We start from the raw sequence: 24,491 nt of genomic DNA on the forward strand, positions 1-24,491 counted from the left end.
GCCGGGGTCGCGCGGGGCCCGCACCGGGGGCGTGGCCGCCTACGCCGCGCCGGACGCCACGAACCGCAGGATCTGCCCCGGCAGCAGGTCGTCCACGATCCCGACGTACGGCGCCGCGACGTCCGCCACGCGCGCCTGCCACGGGTGCAGCGGGCGGTCGACCCGCATCAGGTGCACCTCGCCCTGGTACCGCCCGGCGTCCGGCAGGTCCATCTGCACGCTGCCGCGGGCGCGCAGGTCGGCGTTCAGCAGCCGCGCCGGGGTGCGGTCGGACCGGGTGCCCTCCAGGCGGAACGACACCTCGGCGGCGTCCACCCGCAGCGGCCACGTCCCGTCCAGCAGGAACCGCGCCGCGGGGTCGGCCCCGGTCAGCGGCACGGTGATCTCGCCGGTGCGCTCGACGTGCTCGATCCAGTCCAGGTGCTCCTCGGCGACGACGCCCTCGGCGCAGACCAGGGTGCTGCCGGGGCTGAGCCGCCGGATCTGGAGGGCGTTGCGCCACACCGTGCGACCGCGCTGCTCCTCCAGCATCGGCAGGCCGAGCCCCAGCGGCGCACGGAACGTCGTCTCCCCCGGCACGAACGCGTACAGCGGCAGCCCGCGCTCGCGGCACAGGTCGTCCTGCGCGCGGTAGGTGGCCGTCGACAGCCCGGTCTCCGGTCGCGGGTAGTAGTTTTGCCAGCCGACCAGCGGCAGACCGTCGAGCGCGTCGAGCTCGGCGGCCGTGACCGTGCTGGCGTTCACCGCGATCCGGGCGCCGGTCCGCTCGGCGATCCAGCGGATCTGCTCCGGGTCGAGCCCGAAGTCGATCCGCAGCACGGCGATCCCCCAGTCGCGCAGCCGGTCCAGGGCCTCATCCCCGCCGCCGAGGCGCTCCAGGGCCAGCGGGGAGATGTCGCCGCAGAAGGTGGTGCCGTGCATCCGGTGCAGGTCCCGCAGCAGGGCGCCGTGCTCGGCGAGCCGGTCGTGCTCGGGCAGGTGCAGCGAGGTGAACACCAGCTCGTCCCCGCGGCGCACCGCCTGCTCGACCACCGCGTCGCGCACCTCCGGCGGATCCGTCGGGTAGAGCGAGTGCAGCATCAGCCGAGCCTCTCGACCATGTGCTCCTTGAAGCCGAACAGGTAGGTCAGCGTGAAGCCCATGACGTAGGAGATCAGCAGGCCGCCGACGTACCAGAGCCACTGCCCGTTGGTGATCACCGCGGTCATCAGCACGCCGGACAGGCCGAGCGCCCCGGCGCCGAAGCCGTCGGTGACCTGCATGCCGAAGGCGATGAACGCCCCGCCGAACCCGCCGCCGAGGCAGGCCGTGATCAGCGGGTAGAACAGCGGCAGCGAGACGCCGTAGATCAGCGGCTCCCCGACGCCCATCACACCGATCGGCAGCGCGGCGCGGATGATGCCGCGCAGGCGCGGGCTGCGGGTCTTCACGTAGATCGCGATCGCCATGCCGACCTCGGCCGCGCCGGCCATCGCCAGCACCGGGAGCAGCTCGGTGTAGCCGTGGTCGGTGATCAGCTGGGCGTGCAGCGGGGTCAGGCCCTGGTGGATCCCGAGCATCACCAGCGGCAGGAACAGCGAGGCCAGCAGGTACCCGCCGAAGATCCCGCCGCGCTCGAGCGCGAAGTCGATCAGCAGCCAGTCGATGCCCTGCATGAGCAGCGCCGACAGCGGCATGATCACCAGCACGCAGAGGGTCGCGCCGACCAGCAGCGTGACCACCGGCACCACGAACAGGTCGGCGGCGGCCGGCACCCGGCGGCGGACCTGCTTCTCGATCACGGTGAACACCCACGCGGTCGCGATCACGCCGATCACACCGCCGAGCGCCGGTCGCAGGTCGCCGAACAGCGGCAGCGACAGCGGCTGGGCGTCGGTCCCGTCCCCCGCGGGGATCCCGGCCAGCGCCGGCAGGTAGGACACGCCGCCCGCGATCAGGCCGAGCACCGGCGTGCCGCCGAACTCCTTGGCGGTGTTGTGGCCGACCAGCAGGTTCAGCGCGCCGACCACGATCCCGCCGAGGGCCGCGAACGCCAGGTACCAGGGGTTGGCCACCACGTCCGGGTCGATCAGCTTCCACACGTTCGCGATGGCGACGACCAGGCCGCAGGCGATGAAGCCCGGGATGATCGGGATGAAGATGTTCCCGATGTGCCGGAACAGCGCGTGCACGCCGGTGGTCTGACGTGACTTCACCTTCTGCTTGTTCGCCTGCTCCAGCGTCCGCAGGTCGGCGGCGGCATCGGTGTCGTCGTCGGGCCCGTCGACCGGCGCGTCCGGAGCCTGCTCGCTGGTCACCGCGAAGGCGTCGCGCAGCCGCTGGGCGTGCCCGGGGCCGACCACGATCTGCACCTGCTCGCCGGTGACCACGCCGAGCACGCCGTCCAGTGCCTTGAGCGCGTCGCCGTCCACCAGGGACTGGTCGCGCACGTTCACCCGCAGGCGGGTCATGCAGTTGGTGAAGGAGTCGATGTTGGCGACGCCGCCCACCAGGGGCAGGATGTCGGCGCTCAGCCGGGGGTAGTCCACGGTGCGTCCTCTCTCAGTCGGTGGTGCCGGTGACGGCGGTGCGGACGAACCCGTCGGCGGCCACGAGCCGCTCCCGGGCCTGATCGGCGTCGAGGCCGCACAGGATCGCGACGATCGCGGTCTTCGCGTGCTGGTCGGCGGCGGCCAGCTCGGCGCTGGCGGTGGGCTCGTCGCAGCCGGTGGCGTCCCGCACGATCCGGACCGCGCGGGCGAGCAGCTTCTCGTTGGTGGGCCGCACGTCGACCATGAGGTTCCGGTAGACCTTCCCCAGGCCGACCATGGTGGCGGTCGAGATCATGTTCAGCACGAGCTTCTGGCTGGTGCCCGCCTTCAGCCGGGTCGATCCGGTGAGCACCTCGGGGCCGTTGTCCAGCTCGATCGCGACCTGCGCGTGCCGGGTGACCTCGGAGCCGGGGTTGCAGGCGACCGCGACGGTGCGCGCGCCGACCTCCGTGGCGTGGTCGAGGCCGCCGATCACGTAGGGCGTGCGCCCCGAGGCGGCCAGCCCGACCACGACGTCCCGATCGGTCAGCCCGATCGCCGCCAGGTCGGCCGCGCCGAGCGCCGCGTCGTCCTCGGCGCCCTCGACGGCCCGGAACATCGCGCCCTCACCCCCGGCGAGCAGCCCCACCACGGTCGAGGGGTCGGTGCCGAAGGTCGGCGGGCACTCGGCCGCGTCCAGCACCCCCAGCCGCCCGCTGGTGCCGGCGCCCAGGTAGACCAGCCGTCCCCCGGATCGCAGCGCCGCCACCGCGAGGTCGACCGCCCGGGCGATCTGCGGGATCTGGCTGGCGACGGCCTCGGGGACCCGGCGGTCCTCCGCGTTCATCACCGTGAGCAGGTCCTCGACCGACATGGCGTCGAGCTGCGCGGTCTGCGGATTGCTGGCCTCGGTGGTCAAGGCGCTCAGGTCGGGCACGACAACTCCTTCGTTCGCGGTGCGTGAAACAACGTTCCATCATCAGAGCGTCATGTCAAACATCGTGCCATCGGCGTGTGCCAGACTGAGCCGGCCGGATCGAGAGGGAGTTCCATGCAGGACAGCGCGGGAGATGCCCTAGAGGCGATCCGGGCAGCCCTGCCCCGGCTCGGCCCCGCCGAGGCGCGGGTCGCCCACGCCCTGCTGGACGACCCCGAGGCCGCGCTCAGCGCCACCGTCTCCACCCTCGCCGAGCGCTCCGGCACCTCCCGCGCGTCGGTGGTGCGGGTGGCCAAGACCCTCGGCTTCCCCGGCTTCCCCGCCCTGCGGACCCGCCTCACGCAGGACCTCTCCCGGCGCGCCGTCGAGCTCGAGCGCTCCGACATCGCCGAGGGACGGCTCAACGCCTCGGACACGCTGGCCGACATGGTCACCAAGGTCGCGTTCCACGAGGCCCGGACCATCGAGCAGACCGCCCGCACCCTCGACCTCGACGCCCTGGAGCGGGTCGCACGCAGCATCGCCGAAGGTCACCACGTCGTCGTCTTCGGCGTCGGCGCATCCGGCCTGGCCGCCACCGACCTGGCCCAGAAGCTGCAACGGATCGGCCTGATGTGCCTGTCCTCGCCGGACACCCACGTGCAGCTCACCCACGCGGCGCTCGCCGACCAGCGCACCACCGCCATCGCGTTCTCGTTCAGCGGCGGCACCCTCGACGTGCTGCGCTCCCTCGAGGTGGCCGGCCGCGCCGGCGCCCTCACCGTCGCGGTCACCAACGACGCCGCCTCCCCGCTCGGCCTCGCGGCGCAGGCCGTGCTCCGGACCCCCGCCCGCGAGGCCACCCTGCGCGCCGCCGCCCTCGCCAGCCGGATGGCTCAGCTCGCGGTGGTCGACTTCCTGTTCATGCGGGTCGCGCAGCTGCGGTTCGACGACCTCGACGGGGCGCTGCGCGCCACGCGGGCGGCGGTGGACCCGCAGCACCTCCCCTGGCCGCCGGCGACGTAGGCGGGGCGAAGGCGGACGCTCTCCGGCAGATCGGCGCTCAGTCGTCGTCGGAGTCGATGATCTCCTGCCCCCGCGCCGCGGCATCCCGGGCTTCCTGCGAGAGACCCGACGCATCCGCAGTGCTGTCGATCATCGACCGGGCGTGTTCGCGCCGCGCGAGGTAGTCGACCGACTGCGCGAGGTAGACGATCCCCGCGATCAGGCAGAGCAGCCCGACCACGGTTCCGATGATCCCGATGACGGTCCACGCGGTGCCGTCGTCCGGAGTGCTCCAGCCCGTGCTCAGCGCGGCCTCGATCGCCTGCCGCTGGCCGACGTTGTACGCGATCTGACCGAGGATCAGCAGGGCGATGCCCCACCCGAGGAGCCCGGATGACTTCTGCGGCTTCCAGTCCATGTTCTCCCCCTACGCGATATGGCCGGCGCTGCTGCACCGGGACCTGCTCCGCGGATGGTCCCACGCCACGCCCATCGCGCGTGGCGAGTTCATGCGCCCACGACGGGAGGCCCGCGGGGGCCGTCGTGCCCAGGAACGCGGAACTGGACGCGCTCGCCGTCGCGGGGCGGGACGGCGGCCCGCAGGTGCGCGCGGAACCGACCGAGGAGGCGCGTGGCGGGATGTGTGCACCTCTGTGTGCACCACGAGGAAACACGAACGGCCCGCCGTCTGCGATGGTGCAGATGGCGGGCCGTCTCGCTCGGCTCCCTTGACTGGACTCGAACCAGTAACCGTCCGATTAACAGTCGGATGCTCTGCCAATTGAGCTACAAGGGATCGTGCGGGAAGAAGCCTAGCAGCCCTCAGGCGGTGCTCCGCACACCCTCACCCGCACGGACGCTCAGGGACGCAGACCCGCCGCCGCGCGCACCTGCTCCTCGGCCTGGTCGATCACACGGGCGACCTCCGGGTCGGTCAGGTCCACCAGCCCCGAGCCGATGACCTGCGTGAACAGCTCGCCGTCGTCACCGCGACGCAGCGCCACCCGGACCTTGCCGCCGCGCGGGACCGTGACCGTCTCCACGTGCACCACCGAGGACTGCACCCGCTCGCGCAGCGTCTGCGCGAAGGTGACCGGCACCGGCGGGGTCAGCGCGAGCGTCTCGACGGCCCCGGTGACCCGGTAGACCGTGATCGTGGTGGTCTCCGGGTCGAAGGACGCCCGGTCCACGTCCGCCCACGGGGTGCGCTCGACGTCGCCGCCGTCGACGGGCGCGAGGTGCAGGGCACGCCGGGTCGCGACGACCCAGCGGCCGTCGGTCAGCGCGGCGGAGGCGAGCACCCGGTCCCCCGTCACCAGCGCGAGGGACTGGCGGACGGCGGCGGGCAGCGCGGGGCGGCGGCGGAAGATCGGCACGTGCCCACGGTAGTCCGCCGACCTGGGAGGTCCGTCACGCCGGACGTCGGCGAGCGGTAGCCTGGCGCGCGTCGAGGGCCAGTAGCTCAGCCGGTCAGAGCAGCGGACTCATAATCCGTCGGTCGTGGGTTCAAGCCCCACCTGGCCTACTTCGCACGATGTCGTGCCGCGTCCGGAGCACCGCTCAGTCGGGGACGAGGACGTTGAGCGTGAACCGCCACCCGTCGGCCTGGAGCACGCAGTCCCCCAGGTGCGAGTAGCCCTCCTTGTAGTACAGGGTCCGCTCGGTCATGCACGCACCGCGGGTCGCGAACGGCCCGACCGACGACGTCGCAGCGGTCGCTGCCGGTGCGGACGCCATCCCGATGCCGACGAGCAGGGCCACGGTGGCCCCGGCGCCGACGAGTCGCTTCCTCATCTGTCCCCCTGGATCGATGTGCTCGGACGTCGTCCGAGGCTAGGAGCGTGCCCGGGCGGGCGCACGTCGAGCCGACCGCCGGCTCGCGCCCGCAGACCTTCACACGAACCGCACGCGCCGCACCGGGTCGGGCCGCCGACCCCCGGGTTACGCTGACCGGCATCCGAACGTCGAGCGAGCGCTCATGCCGTGGCTGGGAAGCCGACCCGACGTTCCGGAGGCGTCCCGTGACCGTACCCTCGTCCACGCTCGAGCAGGGCGGGCCACGCCCGCGCCAGACAGCCGCCACCGGGTCCTACCAGGCGCTGTCACGGCTGGTGCGCGAGGCCGGGCTCCTGGAGCGCACGCGGGGGTTCTACATCGTCCTGATCAGCGTGCTGGGGCTGGCGCTGGCGGGGCTGGTGGCCGGGTTCGTGCTGCTGGGGCACTCGTGGTTCCAGCTGCTGATCGCCGGGGCGCTGGGGATCGTGCTGACGCAGGTCGCGTTCGTGGCGCACGAGGCCTCGCACCGGCAGGTGTTCACCTCGGGGCGGGCGAACGACCGCCTGGGCCGGGTGCTGGCGAACGGGGTGGTCGGGATCAGCCACTCGTGGTGGATGTCGAAGCACTCGCGGCACCACGCGAACCCGAACCAGATCGGCAAGGACCCGGACATCGCCCCGGACACGATCGTGTTCCTGGAGGACGACGCCCGCCGGCAGCGGCGCGGGCTGCGCTGGCTGACGAAGATCCAGGGCTGGGCGTTCTTCCCGCTGCTGACGCTGGAGGGCCTGAACCTGCACGTGACGTCGATCCGCTCGCTGGTCCGTGACGACCGCGGCCGCTCGCGCACGTGGGAGCTGACGGTGCTGATCGCCCGACTGTCGGTGTACGTGGCACTGGTGCTGTGGCTGCTGCCGCTCGGGATGGCGTTCGCGTTCCTCGGCGTGCAGCTCGCGGTGTTCGGCGTGTACATGGGCGCGTCGTTCGCGCCGAACCACAAGGGCATGGCGGTGGTGCCGGAGGGCAGCCGGATCGACTTCCTGTCCAAGCAGGTGCTGACCAGCCGCAACATCTCCGGCGGCACGCCGATGAGCACGCTGATGGGCGGGCTGAACTACCAGATCGAGCACCACCTGTTCCCGAGCATGCCGCGTCCGCACCTGGCCCGGGCGCGCGAGCTGGTGCGCGAGCACTGCCGCACCCACGGCGTGCCGTACACCGAGACGACGCTGCTGCGCTCGTACGGGATCGTCGTGCAGTACCTCAACCGGGTCGGCCTGGCCGCCCGCGACCCGTTCGACTGCCCGATGGTGAACCAGTACCGGCCGGTCTGACACGCACCCGCCGGCGGCACACCCTGGGCACGACGAAGCCCCCCACGACCAGGTCGTGGGGGGCTTCGCTCAGTTCAAGCCGAGAGCGAGATGCTCAGATGGCCTGGATGTTCGCGGCCTGCGGGCCCTTCGGGCCCTGCTGCACGTCGAACTGGACCTTCTGGCCCTCGTCGAGCGAGCGGTAGCCGTCGGACTGGATCGCCGAGTAGTGGGCGAAGACGTCCGGGCCGTCGCCGTCGGGGGCGATGAAGCCGAAGCCCTTCTCAGCGTTGAACCACTTCACGGTGCCAGTAGCCATGGTGAACTCCTTACGGTCGGGGACGGTCCCGAGTTTCCGGGACCGGTGAATCACGGCGGTTCGTCCACCGCCCCCTCCGAGCGCGCGAGCGCAGGAGCCAAGGCAAGACATACGAAACACAGCGACTACCCGCACAAGGTAGCCCATCCGTGCGACATTCGGGAGGTCCCGGGCACCGATCCGCTCACGGCGCAGCCCCGGAGGGTCACCGCTCTGGCGTCCGGGGACCGCAGGCAGCACACTGCTCTCGCCCCGGCGCACGACCGCTCCGGCCCGCATCCTCCCCGCTCGCGAAGGACGTCCGTGCTGCGCACCGTCACCGCCCACCTGTCCGCCCAGGTCGGCTCCCCCGCCACCCTGATCCTCGCGGTGTCGGTCGCCACCGGGGCCTACGAGGTGGCCGAAGAGCTGACGGTCACCCGGGACGGCGAGCCGCTGGAGGTCACGGAGGTCGCCGGCGACCACGGGACGCGGCTGCACCGGGTGCGCAGCGACGCGGGCGACCTGGTGGTGCGCTACCGGGCGACGGTGACCGGCCGGGACGTTCCGCCGCCGGTGCGCGAGCAGGACCTGATCGAGTACCTGCGGCCGAGCCGGTACGCCGACTCGGACCGGCTGCTGGCGTTCGCGGGCGACCAGTTCCGCGGGCTGACCGGTGCCGATCTGGTGCAGGCGGTGGTCGCGTGGGTGCACGGGCACCTGGTGTACCTGTCGGGGTCGAGCCTGCCGACCGACGGGGCGACGGACACGCTGCTCAAGCGGCGCGGGGTGTGCCGGGACTTCGCGCACCTGGTGATCGCCCTGCTGCGGGCGCGGGACGTGCCGGCACGGCTGGCGGCGGTGTACGCGCCCGGGCTGGCCCCGATGGACTTCCACGCGGTCGTGGAGGCCTACGTGGACGGCGGGTGGCAGGTGGTGGACGCGACGCACCTGGCACCGCGCGCGTCGATGCTGCGGATCGCGACCGGGCGGGACGCGACAGACACGGCGTTCCTGTCCAGCTACCGGGGTGATCTGCTGCTGCGCACGCTCGGCGTGACGGCGACGATCGACGGGGACCTGCCGGTGGAGGACCGCGACGCGCCCGTGGTGCTGGGCTGAGCCCGGCACGGGCGCGCGGCCGCGACGCGCGCGACCCCCGCGACCAGCGACGACGCGCTCGGCGGACGGGTAGCGTTCCCGGCATGGAGCTGTGGGGCGCTGCGCTGTACGGGGACCCGTGCCGAGAGTGCGGGTACACCTGGGACCTGACGCCGCGGGCGGCGGTGCGCGCGGTCGGCGAGGCGCCGGGCCGGTTCGCGGCGGCCCTGGTGATCGCCCCGCGCCCGCTGCGCCTGCCCGGGCTCACCTGGTCGACGGCCGGATACCTGCGGCACGTGGCCGACAACCTGGAGGCGTGGGCGTACCGGCTGGACTCCGCCCGGCTGGACGGACGCGACGCGACCCGCGGCTACGACCCCGACGCGCTCGCCGCGGCCCGCGACTACGAGAACGCCACGGTGGGGGCGGCCATCGCGGCGCTGCGCCGGGTGGTGCCGGGCTGGACGGACGCGGTGGAGGCGGCGCTGGAGGCCGGTGTGGTGCTCGACCACGCGACCCGGGGGCCGCAGCGCGCCGAGGACGTGGCGCGCAACAACGCCCACGACGTGCTGCACCACCTGTGGGACGTCCGCCGCATCGTGGCGGCCGCAGGCTGCTGAGGCCCGCGGGCGGTCAGGCGCTCTCGCGGAGGGCGCGCTTGCGGCTCTCCTGGGCCATCAGCTCGCCGACCACCGCGCGGTACCCCTCGGGGTCGCCGGTGGGGTCCATGCGTTGCAGCCGGCCCTTGAGATCGGCGATCTGCCGGGTCATGCCCATCTCGACCAGGGCCATCACCAGCCCGCGCACGTAGGTGGGCAGCACGTCGGGCCGGTCCTCGGGCAGCGGGGCGACCGCGAGCCGGGTGATCAGGCCCTCGACGGGGGCCGCCGCCTGCTCGCGGACCTGCTCGACCCAGGACAGCGAGGCGCCCGGCGCACCGGAGGCCACCAGGGCACGCGCGGCGGCGGCACCTCCGGCGGCGCGGACGGCGGCGTGCACGGCGCGGTAGGCGGGGGCGGTGAAGGAGTCGCCGTCGAGGTCGTCGAACTCCACGGGCACCAGCTCGGGCAGCTGGAGCACGGCCTCCAGGGCGCGGCGCTCGGTGGCGGTGACCGGGTCGCGGGGGTCGGGCAGGGTCATCCGCGGCTCGGGCAGGGCGATGGTCTCCCGGGGGTCGTGCCCGCCGGGCCCGCCGTCACGTCCACGATCGCCCGGGCCGCCGTCGTAGCCCCGATCACCGGGGCCGCGTCCACGATCGCCAGCCCCGCCGTCACGCCCCCGCGCACCGGCCGACCGGCCGTCGCCGCGCACGTCTCCCCCGCGCGCTGCGCCCGCACCGCCACCGCGCCCCGCACCGGAGCGCACCGCGGCCTGCACCGCGCGCCCGACGGGGTCGAGGTCCATCCCGAGCCACCCGGCGAGCATCCGCGCGTACTCCGGCCGCAGCGCGGTGTCCCGGATCCCGGCGACCACGGGGGCCGCCGCGCGCAGGGCGCCGACGCGGCCCTCGGCGGTGTGCAGGTCGAAGCCGGACAGCGTGGTCTGGATGACGAACTCGAACAGCGGCTTGCGGGTGCGCACCAGCGCGCGCACGGCGTCGGGGCCCTGGGCCTGGCGCAGGTCGCAGGGGTCCATGCCGCCGTCGGCGACGGCCACGAAGGTCTGCGCGGAGAACGCCTGGTCCTCGCCGAAGGCGCGCATGGCGGCCTTCTGCCCGGCGGCGTCGCCGTCGAAGGTGAACACGACCTCGCCGCCGACGCTGGCGCCGGAGGCGAGCTGCACGCCGGAGGACCCGCCGGAGGCACCCATCAACCGGCGCACGATCCGGGCGTGGTCGGAGCCGAAGGCGGTGCCGCAGGTGGCGACGGCGGTGCCGACGCCGGACAGGTGCATGGCCATCACGTCGGTGTAGCCCTCGACCACGACGACCTGCTTGTTCTTGGCGATCTCCCGCTTGGCGAGGTCGATGCCGTAGAGCACCTGGGACTTCTTGTAGAGCGGGGTCTCCGGGGTGTTGAGGTACTTGGGCCCCTGGTCGTCCTCGAACAGCCGGCGGGCGCCGAAGCCGATGGTGTCGCCGGTGACCTCGCGGATCGGCCAGATCAGCCGGCCGCGGAACCGGTCGTACAGGCCACGGTTGCCCTGGCTCATCAGGCCGGAGGCGGTGAGCTCGGCCTCGGTGAAGGAGCGTCCGCGCAGGTGGCGCAGCAGGTGGTCCCAGCCCTGAGGGGCGTAGCCGATGCCGAACTGCGCGGCGGCGGCGCGGTCGAAGCCGCGCTCGGCGAGGAAGGTGCGCGCGGTGGCGGCGCCGGGGGTGAGCAGCTGCTCGACGAAGTACTCGGCGGCGACCCGGTGCGCCTCCAGCAGGCGCTGGCGCTTGCCGGGCTCGTAGCCGGGGCGCGGGGCGCCGCCGTCCTCGTAGCGGAGCTGGACGCCGACCCGGCCGGCCAGGTACTCGACGGCCTCGGTGAACGGCAGCCCGTCGATCTTCTGCACGAAGTCGATGACGTCGCCGCCCTCGCCGCAGCCGAAGCAGTGGTAGAGGCCGACGTGCGGGCGGACGTGGAACGACGGGGAGCGCTCGTCGTGGAAGGGGCACAGGCCCTTCATGGAGCCGACGCCCGCGGTCTTCAGCGTGACGTGCTCGCCGACGATGTCCTCGATCCGGGCGCGCTCGCGGACCGCCTCCACGTCCTCCCGCCGGATCCGACCTGCCACCCGATGATCCTAGGGCCAGCACGAGTGTGCCCCGGGGCCCGCCGCCTGGTGACGGTGGACCCCGGGGCATCTCCCGGTGGGGCGTCAGTACCGGAAGCGGGCGACCTGGGCGTCGAGGTCGGAGGAGAGCTGCGCGAGCTCGACCACCGACTGGCCGACCTGGCCGAGCACGTCGGACTGGCTGGCGGCCGCGGAGGCGACTCCGGTGATGTTGACCGCGATCTCCCCGGAGCCGGTGGCGGCCTCGGCGACGGAGCGGGACATCTCGTTGGTGGTGGCGGTCTGCTCCTCGACGGCGGAGGCGATCGTCAGCTGGTAGTCGTTGATCGAGGCGATGATCTGGGAGATCTCCCCGATCGCGGTGACCGCACCACCGGTGTCGGCCTGGATCGCCTCGACGCGCCGCGCGATGTCCTCGGTCGCCTTGGCGGTCTCCTGCGCCAGCTCCTTGACCTCACCGGCGACGACGGCGAAGCCCTTGCCGGCCTCACCGGCACGCGCCGCCTCGATCGTGGCGTTCAGGGCGAGGAGGTTGGTCTGCTCGGCGATGGCGGTGATCGCCTTGACCACGTTGCCGATCTCCTGGCTGGAGACGCCGAGGCGCGCGACCTGGTCGTTCGTGACGTGCGCGACCTCGGTGGCCTGGCCGGCGACCTTGGCCGCCTGCGAGGAGTTCTGCGCGATCTCCCGGATCGAGGCGCCCATCTGCTCGGCACCGGCGGCGACGGTCTGCACGTTGCGCGACACCTGCTCGGCGGCGGCGGCGACCACACCGGCCTGCGTCGAGGTCTCGTTCGAGGAGGACGCGACCTGCGAGGACGCGGCGGACAGCTCCTCGGCGGCGGCGGCCACGGCCTGCGCGGAGCCCCGGACGTTGCCGATGGTCTGCCGCAGCGCGGTCTGCGCGGAGGACAGGGCGCGCGCCATGTCGCCGATCTCGTCGCGGGAGGTCGCGTGCGCCTCGACGGTCAGGTCGCCGTCGGCCATCGCGACCAGCGAGGTGCGCACGGCGTCGGCGGCCCGGCGGATCCGGCGGGCGACCACGACAGCCACCACGATCGCGGCGGCACCACCGATCGCCAGGCCGATGATCGTCACGGTGATCGCCTGGGCGGCGCGGTCGGCGACCTGGTCCGACTCCTCGGCGATGGTCTCGGCGATCTCCTGCTGCACGGTGGCGATGCTGGCGACCAGGGCGCGGCCCTTCTCACCGGCGCCGCCCTCGTCGCGGATCTGCGCGTAGGCCACCCGGTCGTCCGCGAGCGCGGCGGGGATCAGCTCGGTGTCCAGCACGTCGCGGTACTCGGTCCACGCAGTACCGAACTCGTCCCAGCCGCCGGGGGCGCGGTCGAAGGCCTCGGTGTACGCAGCCTCCAGGGCGGCGGCGGTGGACTCGACGGCGGCGTAGCCGGCCTCCAGAGCGTCGTCCTGCGCGGCCTTGCCCTCGGCGTCGGGGTAGGCGGCGACCATGCCGGCGTTCATCCGCACCGTCCACAGCGCGGCCTGGAACTCGGACAGCGCACCGTTGACGGACGCGTCGGCGGCGGCCATGTCGGCGGTGGCCTGCTTGATCTGGGTCATCTGGACGGCAGCGAACGCGCCGACACCGGCGGCGAACAGCGTCGCGATGGCAGCCACCCCGATGATCTGGGTGGCCAGCGGCAGACGCCAGCCGGAACGGCTGAGGCGTGAGGGGGCAGCGGGCACGGCGGATCTCCTGTCGGTCCGTCCTCCCCCTGCCGGCCGCGACGCGGGACCCGACTTCCTAGGACGTAGGACCCAGATCGACCGGGGGCGCTCCGCCGTGAGCGGTCGGGGGGCCGATCACCGGGTGAGATCCGCGTGATCCCGGGGCTCGGGTGGGTGCTAGCACCCAGCCGCCCGGGTCAGAACAGTCGCGGCGGCGGCGCGAGCCGGGCGTGCCAGGCGGCGGCGGAGACGTCGGTGAGCGAGGCGACCTGGTCCACCACGACCCGCAGCCGGGCGGCGTCGTCCGCGGCGGCGTGCCAGTCGGCGGCGAACGGCGGCTCCAGCGCGATCGGCGCGCGGTCGCTGAGCACCCGCACCAGGTCGGCCAGCAGGTCCTGCTGGCGCTGGTACAGCGGCTCCAGCTCGCGCGGGGCCATCACGTAGGACACGGCGAGGCCCTTGAGCACCAGGATCTCGGCGACGGTCTCCTCGGGGACGATCAGGTCGGCGCCGTACCGGGTGAGCGGCCCGGGGCCGTAGCGCTCGCGGGTGGCGACCTGCGCCGCGCGGGCGAAGCGGCCGATCAGCTGGCTGGTGGTGTCCTTGAGCGCCGCGAGCGCCCCGCGGGAGCCGTCGAAGCGCGGCCGCCACAGCTCGGCGCCCACCAGGCGGTCCATCGCGGCCCCCAGGTCGACGGCGTCGATCGCGTCGCCGTACCAGGTGCGGATCGACGCCGCGATGCCGGAGCGCTCCTCGGGGACGGTCAGCACCTCCAGCGAGATCCGTCCGCCGACCACCCCGTCCTCGACGTCGTGCACCGAGTAGGAGATGTCGTCGGCGAGGTCCATGACCTGCGCCTCCAGGCACTTGCGGCCCGCTGGCGCGCCGTCGCGCAGCCAGGTGAACACCGGCAGGTCGTCGGCGTAGACGCCGAACTTGTGGGTGGGCCGGCCGGAGGCGGCGTCGACCGGGCCCTCGCCGGCGCCCCACGGGTACTTGACCGAGGCGTCCAGGCTGGCCCGGGTGAGGTTGAGCCCGACCGCGGAGCCGTCCGGCGCGGTGACCTTGGGCTCCAGGCGGGTGAGCAGGCGCAGGGTCTGCGCGTTGCCCTCGAAGCCGCCGATGTCCTCGCTGAGGTCAGCCAGCGCGCGCTCGCCGTTGTGGCCGAAGGGCGGGTGGCCGAGGTCGTGCGCCAGGCAGGCGGTGTCCACCACGTCCGGGTCGCAGCCGAGCACCTTGCCGAGCTCGCGGCCGACCTGCGCAACCTCCAGGGTGTGCGTCAGGCGGGTGCGGACGAAGTCGTCGCTGGACGGTCCGAGCACCTGGGTCTTGGCGCCGAGCCGGCGCAGCGCCGAGGAGTGCACGATCCGCGCGCGGTCCCGCTCGAAGGGCGTGCGCGCCTGGGACTTGGGGGCCTCGGGGACCCAGCGCTCCCGGTCGGCGTCGACGTAGCCGTCGGGCTGCTCGCTGGTCACGACGTCCAGCCTAGTCGCGGGCCACCTCCTGCTCGTGCGCCGGCCGACCTGCGGGTCGGGTGCGGGCGAACCAGGACGCCGCGAAGGCCACCAGCACCCGCTGGTCCACCAGCCGCGCCGGTGCGCGACCGACCAGGCCGTGCCGCTCGGCGCCGGTCGTCGCCAGGTCGCGGCCGAGGGCGAGGAAGTCGGCGTCGTCCACGACGGGCTCGGTGAAGGTCACCCAGGTCCGGCGGCCGTCGGCCAGCACCGGTGCCCCGTTCGGCACCCGGTGCACCGGCAGCCCCGAGCGGGCCTCGGCCAGGTGCAGCGAGGTGTTCTTGTCGTGGTCGACCCCGAGCAGCAGCACCTGGCCGTCCCGCCGGTGCACCGCCGCGAGCGGCGACCCCTCGCCCACCGGGTCGTCCAGGTCGTGCCGGGCGACGATCTCCTCGGCGAGCCGGCCGCGGGCGGCGAAGGACCGGTGCGGGTGCGCCGACCGGCGGGTGCCGGGCCGGGTGCGCAGCGCCTCCGCCACCGCGCCCATCGACCGGCTCGGCGTCCACGCCGGGTCGTAGGGCGGCAGCGTCCGGCGGATCGCCTCCCAGCTCGCCGGGGGCACGGCCGGGTCGGCCAGGTACGCGGGGTCGCACAGCTGCCAGCTCTGCACCGGCATCACCACCGTGCCGTCCGGACCGACCGCCTGCTCCAGCGCCAGCACCACCGCGGGCGCTCCGCCGACCACCCGGCCGATCCGGGACAGGCTCACGTGGGCCAGCAGCACGCCGCCGGGGCGCACGCCGAGGGCGCGCAGGTCCGCGACCATCCGGTCGACGGTGACGACCTCGTCCCCGTCGACCTCGGACCCTGCCGCCCCGGGCCCGGCCACCCCCGACCCGGTCATGCGAGCCGCCACACCTGCACACCCGGCCCGTCGCCCGGCAGGTGCACCCCGGCGGCGTCCACCCGCAGCGCGGCCCCGCCGTACAGGTTCGCCGGGGCGTCCGCCCCGAGGATCCGCGACGGGAGCACGGCCCCCGCCCACGGCGCGCGCGAGGCGAGCACCAGCACCGTCTCGTCGGCGGTCTCGCGCAGGTAGGCCACGGCGTCGTCCTGCACGACGGCCCAGCGCAGGCCGCCCTCGCGCAGCGCCCGGGAGGACCGGCGCAGCGCGATCAGCCGGCGGTACAGGTCGAAGGTGGCGGCGTCCCAGCGCGGCCCTCCCCCGGCGTCGATGTCCTGCCAGGGCATCGGCACCCGCCCGTTCTCGCCGTTCCAGCCGGTCAGCCCGCCCTCGTCGCCGGCGAACATCGCCGGCGTGCCGGGGTAGGTGAAGAGCAGGCCGGCGGCGACCTCGACCAGGTCCCGGCTGCCGACCACGGTGCGCAGCCGCGGGGTGTCGTGCGAGCCGAGCATGTTCCACTGCGAGCGGGTCACCCGCCAGGGCACGGTGGAGTCGAACTCGCGCATCGTCGCGACCACCGAGGGCCCGGTGCGGCGCGGGATCGTGGTGGGGATGCCGAGGAAGTCCAGCGTGGTCGCCGGGTCGACCAGCCAGGTCCACACCGGCTTGGTGAAGGCGCCGTAGTTCATGTTCGCCTGCCAGCCGGCGCCGGTCAGGTCCCCGCCGGCGTCGTGGAAGTGCTCGCTGACCAGCACGGCGTCGGGGTTGGCGGCGGCGATCGTGGAGCGCACCGCGCGCGCGACCTGGTGGGCGAAGTCGTCCCCGCCGAACCGGCCGGTCATGTTGGCGACATCGATCCGCCAGCCGTCCAGCGCGTAGGGCTCGGCCAGCCAGCGGGCGATCACCGAGTCGGGGCCGTCGACCAGCCGGCGGGCGAGCTCGGCGGAGCGGTAGGACAGCTTGGGCAGCGAAGGCACGTCCAGCCACGCCGCGTAGCCACGCTCGGAGGAGTCCCAGTAGTAGAAGTCCCGCTCGGCGGCGCCCGGGTCCCCCGCCGCGCGCTCGAACCACTCGTGGGCGACGCCGGTGTGGTTGGTGGTGAGGTCGCCGACCAGCCGCATCCCGCGGGCGTGCAGCGCCTTGCCGAGGGAGGCCAGCGCTGCGTCCCCGCCGAGCAGCGGGTCGACGTGGTCGAAGGTGGTGGCGTCGTAGCGGTGGTTGGACCGGGAGGGGAACACCGGCGTCAGGTAGACCGTGTCGACGCCGAGCCGCTGGAGGTGGTCCAGGCGCTGCTCGACGCCGGGCAGGTCGCCGCCGTAGTACTGCACCGGCGTGAGCGGGCCACGACCCACCGGCTCGTCCTCCCAGGCGGCGGGCACCGCCCAGTCCGGCAGGTCGGTGCGGTCGGCGGGCGCCGGGCCGGAGCGGGCGAAGCGGTCCGGGAAGATCTGGTAGACCACCGCCTCGGACAGCCAGGACGGCGCCCCCGGGTGCACGGTGAGCCGGAAGTCCCCGGCGTCGGTGACGTCGCGGTCGAAGGACCCGCGGCCGGTGAGCCAGCGGTAGCCGCCCGGCTGGTCCAGCAGCCAGCGGTAGGAGGTCACCGGGTTGTGCACCGGCACGTCGGCGACGTACCAGCGCTCGTCGCCCTCGGTGCGGTCCAGCCGGGCCTGCACCATGTACGGCTCGGCGTCCTTCACGGTGCGCACCCACACCGCGTCCTCGGGGGTCGAGGCGGGCACCCGCAGCCGCACCGGCACCACGTCGCCGAGGGCGGGGACGCCCTGCGGGGTGAACTGCTCGGAGCCGTCGTGGTGCGGGACGTCCAGCAGGTGGGGCGTCGAGGTCATGGTCATCCCTTCACGGAGCCGGCGGTCAGACCGGACACGATGTAGCGCTGCAGGAACTGGAACAGCAGGATCACCGGCACCGCCGCGATCACCGCACCGGCGGCGAACACGCCCCAGTACTCGGAGAACCGCTGGCTGACGTACTGGTAGAGGCCGACAGCGAGGGTCTGCTTGTCCGGGTCCACCAGCACGATCGACGCGATCAGGAAGTCCGAGAACGTCCCGACGAAGGACAGCAGGCCCACCACCGCGAGGATCGGCGCGACCAGCCGCAGGATGATCGTGAAGAACGTCTGCGCGTGGCTGGCGCCGTCGATCTTCGCCGCCTCGTCGAGCTCGCGCGGGATCGTGTTGAAGAAGCCGTACATCAGGTACGTGTTCACGCCGAGCGCGCCGCCCAGGTACACCAGGATCAGGCCGAGCCGGCTGCCGAGACCGATCGCCGGGAACAGATCCTTGAGCGTCACCATCAGCAGGAAGATCGCCACGTAGGCCAGCAGCTGCGGGAACATCTGGATCAGCAGCAGCGACAGCAGCCCGCCGCGCCGGCCGCGGAACCGGAAGCGCGAGAACGCGTAGGCCGCGCACGCGCCGAGGAACACCGTGCCGATCGCCGTGACGCCCGCGATCACCAGCGTGTTCACGAACCACTTGGCGTAGGGGTGCACCGGGTCGGTGAACAGGTCCACGTAGTTCTGCGTCGACACGGTGGCGAACAGCCGGTTGGAGCCGGTGAGCGAGCCGGACGGGTTCAGCGAGGACGACAGCACGTAGAGGATCGGGAAGATCGCGAACACCAGCGCCACCGCGGCCACGACGTGCCGCCAGCCGATCTCGCGCCACCAGCGTCCCGCGGGCAGCCGCCGTTCCTGGGTCTGCATGGTCGACATCAGCTCAGCTCCTCGAGGGCGCGGGTCTTGCGGAAGGAGATCGCGGAGATCGTGGCGACGATCAGGAAGATGAGGATCGACACCGCGCAGGCCAGGCCGTACTGCCGGTTCACCCCGCCGAACGCGATCTTGTAGACGAAGGTGATGAGGATGTCGGTGGCCCCGACGTCCACCGGGGCCGACAGGTCCTTCGGGCCGCCCTCGGTGGTCAGGTAGATCACGTTGAAGTTGTTGAAGTTGAAGGCGAAGGACGAGATCAGCAGCGGGGCGGTCGACACCAGCAGCAGCGGCATGGTGATCGAGCGGAACAGCCGCCACGGCTTCGCCCCGTCGATCCGGCCGGCCTCGTAGACCTCGCTCGGGATCGACTGCAACGCGCCGGTGCAGATCAGGAACATGTACGGGAAGCCCAGCCACAGGTTGACCGTCAGCACCGCGACCTTGGCCAGCACGGGATCGGTCAGCCACGGGATCTCCGCGCCGCCGAGCAGCGTCTGGTTGATGAAGCCGTAGTCGCGGTTGAGCATCCCCTGCCAGACCAGCGCCGACAGGAACGCCGGGAAGGCGTAGGGCACGATCAGCAGCGAGCGGTACAGCCGCCGCCCGCGCACCCGCCAGTCGTTCAGCGTGATCGCCAGGAACAGGCCGAGCCCGAAGGTCAGCACCACCGAGGCGATGGCGAAGACGAAGGTCCACACCAGCACCCCGAGGAACGGCCCGCGCAGCGAGGCGTCGCCCAGCACCCGCGTGAAGTTCTCGAGGCCGACCACCACCCGCCATCCGGTGCCGAGCTCGGCGCCGTCCGGCGCGCGGAACGACCCGGTGGCCTCGTCGGCGGTGTAGACGGTGCCGGTGGAGGTGTCGGTGATCGTGCCGGCGGCCTCGTCGTAGACCTTGGTCGACACGTAGACGTAGCCGGAGGACCCGTCGGTGGTGCGCAGCGATCCGTCGTTCGGGTCCTCGGACATCGGCACCCGCAGCGCGAAGACCTCCTGCTGCTGGGCGACCACCTCGGCGAAGCCGAGCACCCGGTACCCGGGGACGGCGGTGACCTTCCCGCCCTCGACGGTCGCGTCCGGGGCCGGCTCCAGCGGCTGCTCCGCCGCGCCGACCAGCACGTCGCCGTCGGCGGGGTCCACCACCGCGAGCGCCAGACCGTCGCCGCCCTCCAGCACGGACAGCGGGTAGGTCGGCGAGTCCGGCACCCGGGCCTCGTCCTGCACCAGGATCGCCTCGACGGCGTCCTCGCGGGTGGAGTTGTGGCCGTCGCCGTAGTTGGTGAACGCCGTCCAGCCGGTGTAGCCGACCACGAACACCTGGTAGACCAGCAGGAACAGCAGGCCGGGCACCAGGTACTTGGCGGGCACGGCGCGCCGGGAGAAGTACACGACGTTGACCACCAGCAGCGCGGCGGCGAGGAACGCGACGATCCCCCACTGCTGCTGCGCGGCGGCGGCCAGCACGCCGTAGACGCCCAGGGCGTCGACGAGGCCGACCAGCACGAGCTTCACGACGAAGCCGGTCGAGAAGGTCTGCGCACCGATCCAGGTGCGGGCGCGGGGTGCCGGGCCGTGCGGGGCCTCGGGCGGGGTGTCCGACGCCGGACGCGTCGTGGTGCTGCTCATGGTCTCGTCTCCACGCTGAGGGCGATCGTGCGGGCTGGGGCCGGGCGGGCGGGCGGGCGCCGGGCGGGCGGCAGGTCGCCACCCGCCCGGCGCGGCGGTGCTCAGCCGGCGGCGATCTTCCCGGCGATCGCGGCGCACATCTGGGTCCACAGCGCGGCGGGGTCGCCCTGCTGGTTCACCAGGGCCACCTCGGTGGCGCCCCAGTCGGCCCAGACCGAGTCCATCGCGGGGATCGAGGGCATCGGCACGCCGTTGGTGCCGACGGCGGCGAAGCCCGCCACCACCGGGTCGTCGGCGATCTTCTCGACCGCGGCGGACAGGGCCGGGGCACGACCGCCGGCCTCGTAGAGCGCGAGCTGCACGTCCTCGGTGCCCAGGTAGTTGACGACGAACTCGTTGGCGAGCAGCGCGTTCTCGCTCTTGGCGCTGATGAAGAAGCCCTGCACGCCCACGAAGGGCTGGGACTTCCCGCCACCGGCGGAGGGGATCGCCTCGATCGAGATGTCGAGCCCGGCGTCCACGAAGTCGCCCGCGTTCCACGGGCCGGTGATCATGTACGGCGCCTTGCCCTGGAGGAACGCCTCCTTGGCGATGTCGCCGGAGACGGTCGTCTTGATCACGCCCTCGGCGCCGAGCTTCTGCACGTAGGCGGCGAAGGCCTGGCCCTCGGGAGTGTCCATGGCGAGCTGGCTGCCGTCGTAGGCGCCGGTGTCGTCCAGGCCGAACACCGGGGCGCCGAAGGACGTCTGGAGCGGGTACAGGTGGTACGGGTCGCCGGTGGTCTCGTCCTGCTGGATCAGCACGGAGTGTTCCAGGCCGAGGCCCTGCGCCTGCGCGACCAGGGCGTCGAAGGTGTCCGGCGTCGGGTCGCTGATCAGGGCGTTGTTCTTCACCAGCGCGATGTTCTCCACCGAGTACGGCAGGCCGTACAGGGTGCCCTCGTAGCTCATGGCGTCCACGGCCACGTCGAGGAAGTCGCCGGCCTTGTCGCCGAGCTCGATCGGGGCGACCACGCCGTTCTGCACGAGCTTGCCCAGCCAGTCGTGCGCGCCGACGATGATGTCCGGCCCCTGACCCGCGGGCACCTGGGAGATGAAGTCGTCCCGGATGTCGCCGAAGTCCTTCTGCACGAACTTCACCGTGACGCCGGTGTCCGCCTCGAAGGTCTTCGCGACCTCCTTGACCGGGCCCGAGCGGGTGTCGTCCACCCAGACCGTCAGCGTGCCGGCGGACCCCGCTGCCGCCGTGGTCTCGTCGCCCTCGGGGGCGTCCTCGCCGCCGCCCGAGCAGCCGGCCAGCACCAGGGACAGGCCCAGGGCGGTCGCCAGCAGAGGGATGCTCCGTCGCATCGTCGTCTCCGTCTCGCAGGAAGTGTGCCGGGCGGCTCGTGCGCCGTCCTCGGCTTGACGGTCCCGGACGTTAGCCCAGTTGATCGGCTCGTTGCAAGGCGTTACGGTAATTCTCCGTCAGCGCTTGCACCGTGGTCGCCGGCGCGCCCCGGCGCGTCCTGGGACCGGTTCCGGCGATCACCCGCGCTCAACGACGACGAGGAGGTGCCATGTCCCTTACGCTCGCCTCCGTGCGCACCCGTCTGACCGACCTCGCCGAGCAGGCGGGCGTCTCCACCGCGACGGTCTCCCGCGTGCTCAACGGCAAGCCCGGCGTCTCCACCCAGGCGCGCGAGGCCGTGATGGCCGCCCTGGACGTGCTCGGCTACGAGCGCCCCTCCACCCTGCGCGCCCGCTCCACCGGCCTGATCGGCCTCGTGGTGCCCGAGCTGTCCAACCCGGTGTTCCCCGCGATGGCGCAGAGCATCGAGTCGATGCTGACCCGGCGCGGCTACACGCCGCTGCTGTGCACCCAGTCCCCCGGCGGCACCACCGAGGACAACTACGTCGAGATCCTGCTCGAGCACGAGGTCGCCGGGATCATCTTCGTCTCCGGCCTGCACGCCGACACCACCGCCAGCACCGAGCGCTACCACGTGCTGCGCGGGCGCGGGATGCCGATCGTGCTGGTCAACGGCCGGGCGGACGACGTGGACGCCCCCGTCGTCTCCACCGACGACGCCGTGGCCGTCGAGCAGGCCCTCGCCCACGTGCTCGCGCTCGGCCACCGCTCGGTCGGACTGGCCGTCGGCCCCACCCGCTTCGTGCCCGCCCGGCGCAAGGTCGAGGCGTTCACGTCGCTGCTGCGCAGCCGGCTCGGCATCGAGGACGCCGCCCCGCACGTGGTGTCCACGCTGTTCACCGTCGAGGGCGGCACCCAGGCCGCGCACGAGCTGATCGACAGCGGGCACACCGCGATCCTCAGCGGCTCCGACCTGATGGCCCTCGGCGCGATCCGGGCCGCCCGCTCCCGCGGGATGGACGTGCCCGGCGACCTGTCCGTGGTCGGCTTCGACGACTCCCCGCTGATCGGCTTCACCGACCCGCCGCTCACCACCGTCCGCCAGCCGGTCGCCGCGCTCAGCCAGGCCGCGGTCGCCGCGCTGATGGCCGACATCAGCGGCACCCCGGCCTCGCGCACGGAGCTGCTGTTCCACCCCGAGCTCATCGTGCGCGGCTCCACCGGCGCCGCACCCGCGCGCGCCTGACCATCCCGACGTCGGCCGCGGCCGGCACCCGCTCCCGACCCGAAGGCTCCACCGTGACCGTTCCTGCCCCCGTGACCTCCACCGCGCCCGCCGCCCCCCTCCAGGTGCACCCCGCCGGGCCGACCGACGGACCCTGGTGGCGCGACGCCGTGATCTACCAGGTGTACCCGCGGTCCTTCGCGGACGCCGACGGCGACGGCATCGGCGACCTGCCCGGCGTCACCGCGCACCTGGACCACCTGGCGGCGCTCGGGGTCGACGCGGTCTGGCTGTCGCCCTTCTACCGCTCCCCGCAGGCCGACGCCGGCTACGACGTGGCCGACTACCGCGACGTGGACCCGCTGTTCGGCACCCTGGCCGACTTCGACGCGCTGCTCGCCCGCGCGCACGAGCTCGGCCTGCGCGTGGTCGTCGACCTGGTGCCGAACCACACCTCCGACGACCACCGCTGGTTCGCCGACGCGCTGGCCGCCGAGCCGGGATCCGCCGAGCGCGCCCGCTACCTGTTCCGCGAGGGGCGCGGCGAGGACGGCACCGAGCCGCCGAACAACTGGCAGTCGATCTTCGGCGGACCCGCGTGGACCCGGCTGGACCCCGAGCGCCACGGCGCCACCGACCGGCAGTGGTACCTGCACCTGTTCGACAGCCGGCAGCCCGATCTCGACTGGTCCAACCCCGAGGTCCGCGCCGAGTTCGAGGACGTGCTGCGCTTCTGGCTGGACCGCGGCGTCGACGGGTTCCGGGTGGACGTCGCGCACGGCATGGTCAAGCAGGACGGGCTGCCCGACTGGGACGGCACCGTGTCGATGATCGAGGGCGCGGCGGAGGACGTCGACCGCGCCGACGCGGTGAACGGCTCCGGCAACCAGGGCCCGATGTTCGACCAGGACGGCGTGCACGAGATCTACCGCGCCTGGCGCGCGATCCTCGACGAGTACGAGGGCGACCGGATGCTCGTGGCGGAGGCCTGGGTGGAGCCGCTGAGCCGGCTGGCCCGGTACGTGCGCGCCGACGAGGCCCACCAGGCGTTCAACTTCGCCTTCCTCGCGACCGGCTGGGACGCCCCGGCGCTGCGCGCGGTGATCGAGGCCTCCTACGCGGTGAACGACACCGTCGGTGCCCCGACCTCCTGGGTGCTGTCGAACCACGACGTCGTCCGGCACACCTCCCGCCTCGGCCTGCCCGGCGCGGTGCAGGGCGACCGCCCCAACGGCATCGGCCACCGCGACGTGCAGCCCGACGAGGAGCTCGGCCTGCGCCGTGCCCGCGCCGCGACCCTGCTCATGCTCGCGCTGCCCGGCTCCGCCTACGTCTACCAGGGCGAGGAGCTCGGCCTGCCCGAGCACACCGCGCTGGACGACACGCTGCGCCAGGACCCGTCGTACTTCCGCACCGACGGCGTCGAGCTCGGCCGCGACGGCTGCCGCGTGCCGCTGCCCTGGCAGGCCGACGCCCCGGCGTTCGGCTACTCCCCGACCGGCGCGACCTGGCTGCCGCAGCCCGCCTCCTGGGCCGCCTACGCCGCCGACGCGCAGGACGGGGTGCCCGGCTCGACGCTGGAGCTGTACCGCGCGGCCCTGCGGCTGCGCCGTGCCGAGCGGCTGGGCCTCGGCGGTGCGGCGTGGGAGCCGGCCTACGCCGAGCACCCCACCGTGATCGCCGTGCGCAACGGCGACCTGCTGGTCGTCGCGAACCTCGGCTCGGAGCCGGTCGATCTGCCCGCCGGCGCGGAGGTCGTGCTGACCTCGGCGCTCACGACGGACGCGCCCGCCCCCGCGGACGTGCTCCCCGCCGACACCACCGTCTGGCTCCGCACGCGCTGAGCCGGGCGGTCCTGCCGCCGAGA

21 protein-coding genes and 2 tRNA genes are annotated in these 24,491 nt (G+C 73.3%); 7 read left to right on the forward strand and 16 right to left on the reverse strand.

Annotated features, from left to right (window positions below; all coding sequences use genetic code 11):
- Positions 1-39: 39 nt before the first annotated feature.
- Genes ACZ5HG_RS12320 through murQ form a run of 3 tightly spaced genes read right to left on the reverse strand, consistent with a single transcriptional unit; the run spans position 40 to position 3,447 of the window.
- Positions 40-1,080 carry a MupG family TIM beta-alpha barrel fold protein gene (locus ACZ5HG_RS12320; RefSeq protein ID WP_464176650.1) on the reverse strand — a complete coding sequence of 347 codons (1,041 nt, stop codon included), beginning with the start codon at positions 1,078-1,080 and terminating at the stop codon, positions 40-42.
- A complete protein-coding gene (locus tag ACZ5HG_RS12325; protein WP_464176652.1) occupies positions 1,080-2,528 on the reverse strand; it encodes a PTS transporter subunit EIIC in 1,449 nt (482 codons plus the stop codon). The genes ACZ5HG_RS12320 and ACZ5HG_RS12325 overlap by 1 nt, the downstream gene beginning before the upstream one ends.
- A 13-nt stretch (positions 2,529-2,541) precedes the next feature.
- On the reverse strand, positions 2,542-3,447 hold the full coding sequence (gene murQ / locus ACZ5HG_RS12330; RefSeq protein WP_464176654.1) for an N-acetylmuramic acid 6-phosphate etherase: 906 nt from the start codon (positions 3,445-3,447) through the stop codon (positions 2,542-2,544).
- A 114-nt stretch (positions 3,448-3,561) separates the two neighbouring features.
- Between murQ and ACZ5HG_RS12335 the strand changes: the two genes are divergently transcribed.
- Positions 3,562-4,452 carry a MurR/RpiR family transcriptional regulator gene (locus ACZ5HG_RS12335; protein WP_464176656.1) on the forward strand — a complete coding sequence of 297 codons (891 nt, stop codon included), beginning with the start codon at positions 3,562-3,564 and terminating at the stop codon, positions 4,450-4,452.
- Positions 4,453-4,489: 37 nt separating this feature from the next.
- Here ACZ5HG_RS12335 and ACZ5HG_RS12340 read toward each other — a convergent pair whose 3' ends face one another.
- From ACZ5HG_RS12340 to ACZ5HG_RS12350, 3 genes are all read right to left on the reverse strand, one after another.
- Complete coding sequence (locus ACZ5HG_RS12340; protein ID WP_464176658.1) at positions 4,490-4,849, reverse strand: hypothetical protein; 360 nt, start codon at positions 4,847-4,849, stop codon at positions 4,490-4,492.
- Positions 4,850-5,154: 305 nt separating this feature from the next.
- Positions 5,155-5,227, reverse strand: a tRNA-Asn gene (locus ACZ5HG_RS12345).
- A 64-nt stretch (positions 5,228-5,291) separates the two neighbouring features.
- Positions 5,292-5,807, reverse strand: a complete 516-nt coding sequence (locus tag ACZ5HG_RS12350; RefSeq protein WP_464176660.1) for a hypothetical protein — start codon at positions 5,805-5,807, stop codon at positions 5,292-5,294.
- A 75-nt stretch (positions 5,808-5,882) separates the two neighbouring features.
- Between ACZ5HG_RS12350 and ACZ5HG_RS12355 the strand changes: the two genes are divergently transcribed.
- Positions 5,883-5,956: transfer RNA gene (locus ACZ5HG_RS12355), tRNA-Ile, on the forward strand.
- 35 nt (positions 5,957-5,991) lie between these two features.
- Here ACZ5HG_RS12355 and ACZ5HG_RS12360 read toward each other — a convergent pair.
- Entirely contained in the window at positions 5,992-6,225 is a 234-nt protein-coding gene (locus tag ACZ5HG_RS12360; protein ID WP_464176662.1) for a hypothetical protein, read from the reverse strand.
- Between the two features lie 227 nt (positions 6,226-6,452).
- On the opposite strand from ACZ5HG_RS12360, the gene ACZ5HG_RS12365 reads away from it, so the two are divergent.
- Positions 6,453-7,541 (forward strand): fatty acid desaturase family protein, encoded by a 1,089-nt coding sequence (locus ACZ5HG_RS12365; protein ID WP_464176665.1) that lies wholly within the window; start codon positions 6,453-6,455, stop codon positions 7,539-7,541.
- Positions 7,542-7,635: 94 nt separating this feature from the next.
- On the opposite strand, the gene ACZ5HG_RS12370 is transcribed toward ACZ5HG_RS12365, so the two are convergent.
- Entirely contained in the window at positions 7,636-7,839 is a 204-nt protein-coding gene (locus ACZ5HG_RS12370; protein WP_464176667.1) for a cold-shock protein, read from the reverse strand.
- Positions 7,840-8,142: 303 nt separating this feature from the next.
- Between ACZ5HG_RS12370 and ACZ5HG_RS12375 the strand changes: the two genes are divergently transcribed.
- Together ACZ5HG_RS12375 and ACZ5HG_RS12380 are read left to right on the forward strand one after the other, a co-directional pair.
- A complete protein-coding gene (locus tag ACZ5HG_RS12375) occupies positions 8,143-8,940 on the forward strand; it encodes a transglutaminase-like domain-containing protein (protein ID WP_464176669.1) in 798 nt (265 codons plus the stop codon).
- A gap of 83 nt (positions 8,941-9,023) precedes the next feature.
- On the forward strand, positions 9,024-9,539 hold the full coding sequence (locus tag ACZ5HG_RS12380) for a DinB family protein (RefSeq protein WP_464176671.1): 516 nt from the start codon (positions 9,024-9,026) through the stop codon (positions 9,537-9,539).
- A 13-nt stretch (positions 9,540-9,552) separates the two neighbouring features.
- Here the strand turns inward: ACZ5HG_RS12380 and dnaG are convergent, their stop codons facing one another.
- The 8 genes from dnaG to ACZ5HG_RS12420 form a co-directional block, all read right to left on the reverse strand.
- Positions 9,553-11,637, reverse strand: a complete 2,085-nt coding sequence (gene dnaG / locus ACZ5HG_RS12385; RefSeq protein WP_464176673.1) for a DNA primase — start codon at positions 11,635-11,637, stop codon at positions 9,553-9,555.
- Positions 11,638-11,721: 84 nt separating this feature from the next.
- Positions 11,722-13,344 carry a methyl-accepting chemotaxis protein gene (locus ACZ5HG_RS12390; protein ID WP_464176675.1) on the reverse strand — a complete coding sequence of 541 codons (1,623 nt, stop codon included), beginning with the start codon at positions 13,342-13,344 and terminating at the stop codon, positions 11,722-11,724.
- 179 nt (positions 13,345-13,523) lie between these two features.
- Positions 13,524-14,801: a deoxyguanosinetriphosphate triphosphohydrolase gene (locus ACZ5HG_RS12395; RefSeq protein ID WP_464176677.1), complete on the reverse strand. Its 1,278-nt coding sequence runs from the start codon at positions 14,799-14,801 to the stop codon at positions 13,524-13,526.
- Between the two features lie 10 nt (positions 14,802-14,811).
- Complete coding sequence (locus tag ACZ5HG_RS12400; protein ID WP_464176679.1) at positions 14,812-15,684, reverse strand: AAC(3) family N-acetyltransferase; 873 nt, start codon at positions 15,682-15,684, stop codon at positions 14,812-14,814.
- Positions 15,681-17,534 carry a glycoside hydrolase family 13 protein gene (locus ACZ5HG_RS12405; protein ID WP_464176681.1) on the reverse strand — a complete coding sequence of 618 codons (1,854 nt, stop codon included), beginning with the start codon at positions 17,532-17,534 and terminating at the stop codon, positions 15,681-15,683. Before ACZ5HG_RS12405 ends, ACZ5HG_RS12400 begins: the two co-directional genes overlap by 4 nt.
- 2 nt (positions 17,535-17,536) lie before the next feature.
- Positions 17,537-18,424 (reverse strand): sugar ABC transporter permease, encoded by an 888-nt coding sequence (locus tag ACZ5HG_RS12410; RefSeq protein WP_464176683.1) that lies wholly within the window; start codon positions 18,422-18,424, stop codon positions 17,537-17,539.
- Entirely contained in the window at positions 18,424-20,049 is a 1,626-nt protein-coding gene (locus ACZ5HG_RS12415) for an ABC transporter permease subunit (protein WP_464176685.1), read from the reverse strand. Before ACZ5HG_RS12415 ends, ACZ5HG_RS12410 begins: the two co-directional genes overlap by 1 nt.
- A gap of 101 nt (positions 20,050-20,150) precedes the next feature.
- Positions 20,151-21,398, reverse strand: a complete 1,248-nt coding sequence (locus ACZ5HG_RS12420) for a sugar ABC transporter substrate-binding protein (RefSeq protein WP_464176687.1) — start codon at positions 21,396-21,398, stop codon at positions 20,151-20,153.
- Positions 21,399-21,607: 209 nt separating this feature from the next.
- Between ACZ5HG_RS12420 and ACZ5HG_RS12425 the strand changes: the two genes are divergently transcribed.
- Both ACZ5HG_RS12425 and ACZ5HG_RS12430 read left to right on the forward strand, forming a co-directional pair.
- Positions 21,608-22,645 carry a LacI family DNA-binding transcriptional regulator gene (locus ACZ5HG_RS12425; RefSeq protein WP_464176689.1) on the forward strand — a complete coding sequence of 346 codons (1,038 nt, stop codon included), beginning with the start codon at positions 21,608-21,610 and terminating at the stop codon, positions 22,643-22,645.
- Between the two features lie 71 nt (positions 22,646-22,716).
- A complete protein-coding gene (locus ACZ5HG_RS12430; RefSeq protein WP_464176691.1) occupies positions 22,717-24,468 on the forward strand; it encodes a glycoside hydrolase family 13 protein in 1,752 nt (583 codons plus the stop codon).
- Positions 24,469-24,491: the final 23 nt, after the last annotated feature.

This window comes from Cellulomonas sp. GTC20042, from assembly GCF_055389595.1.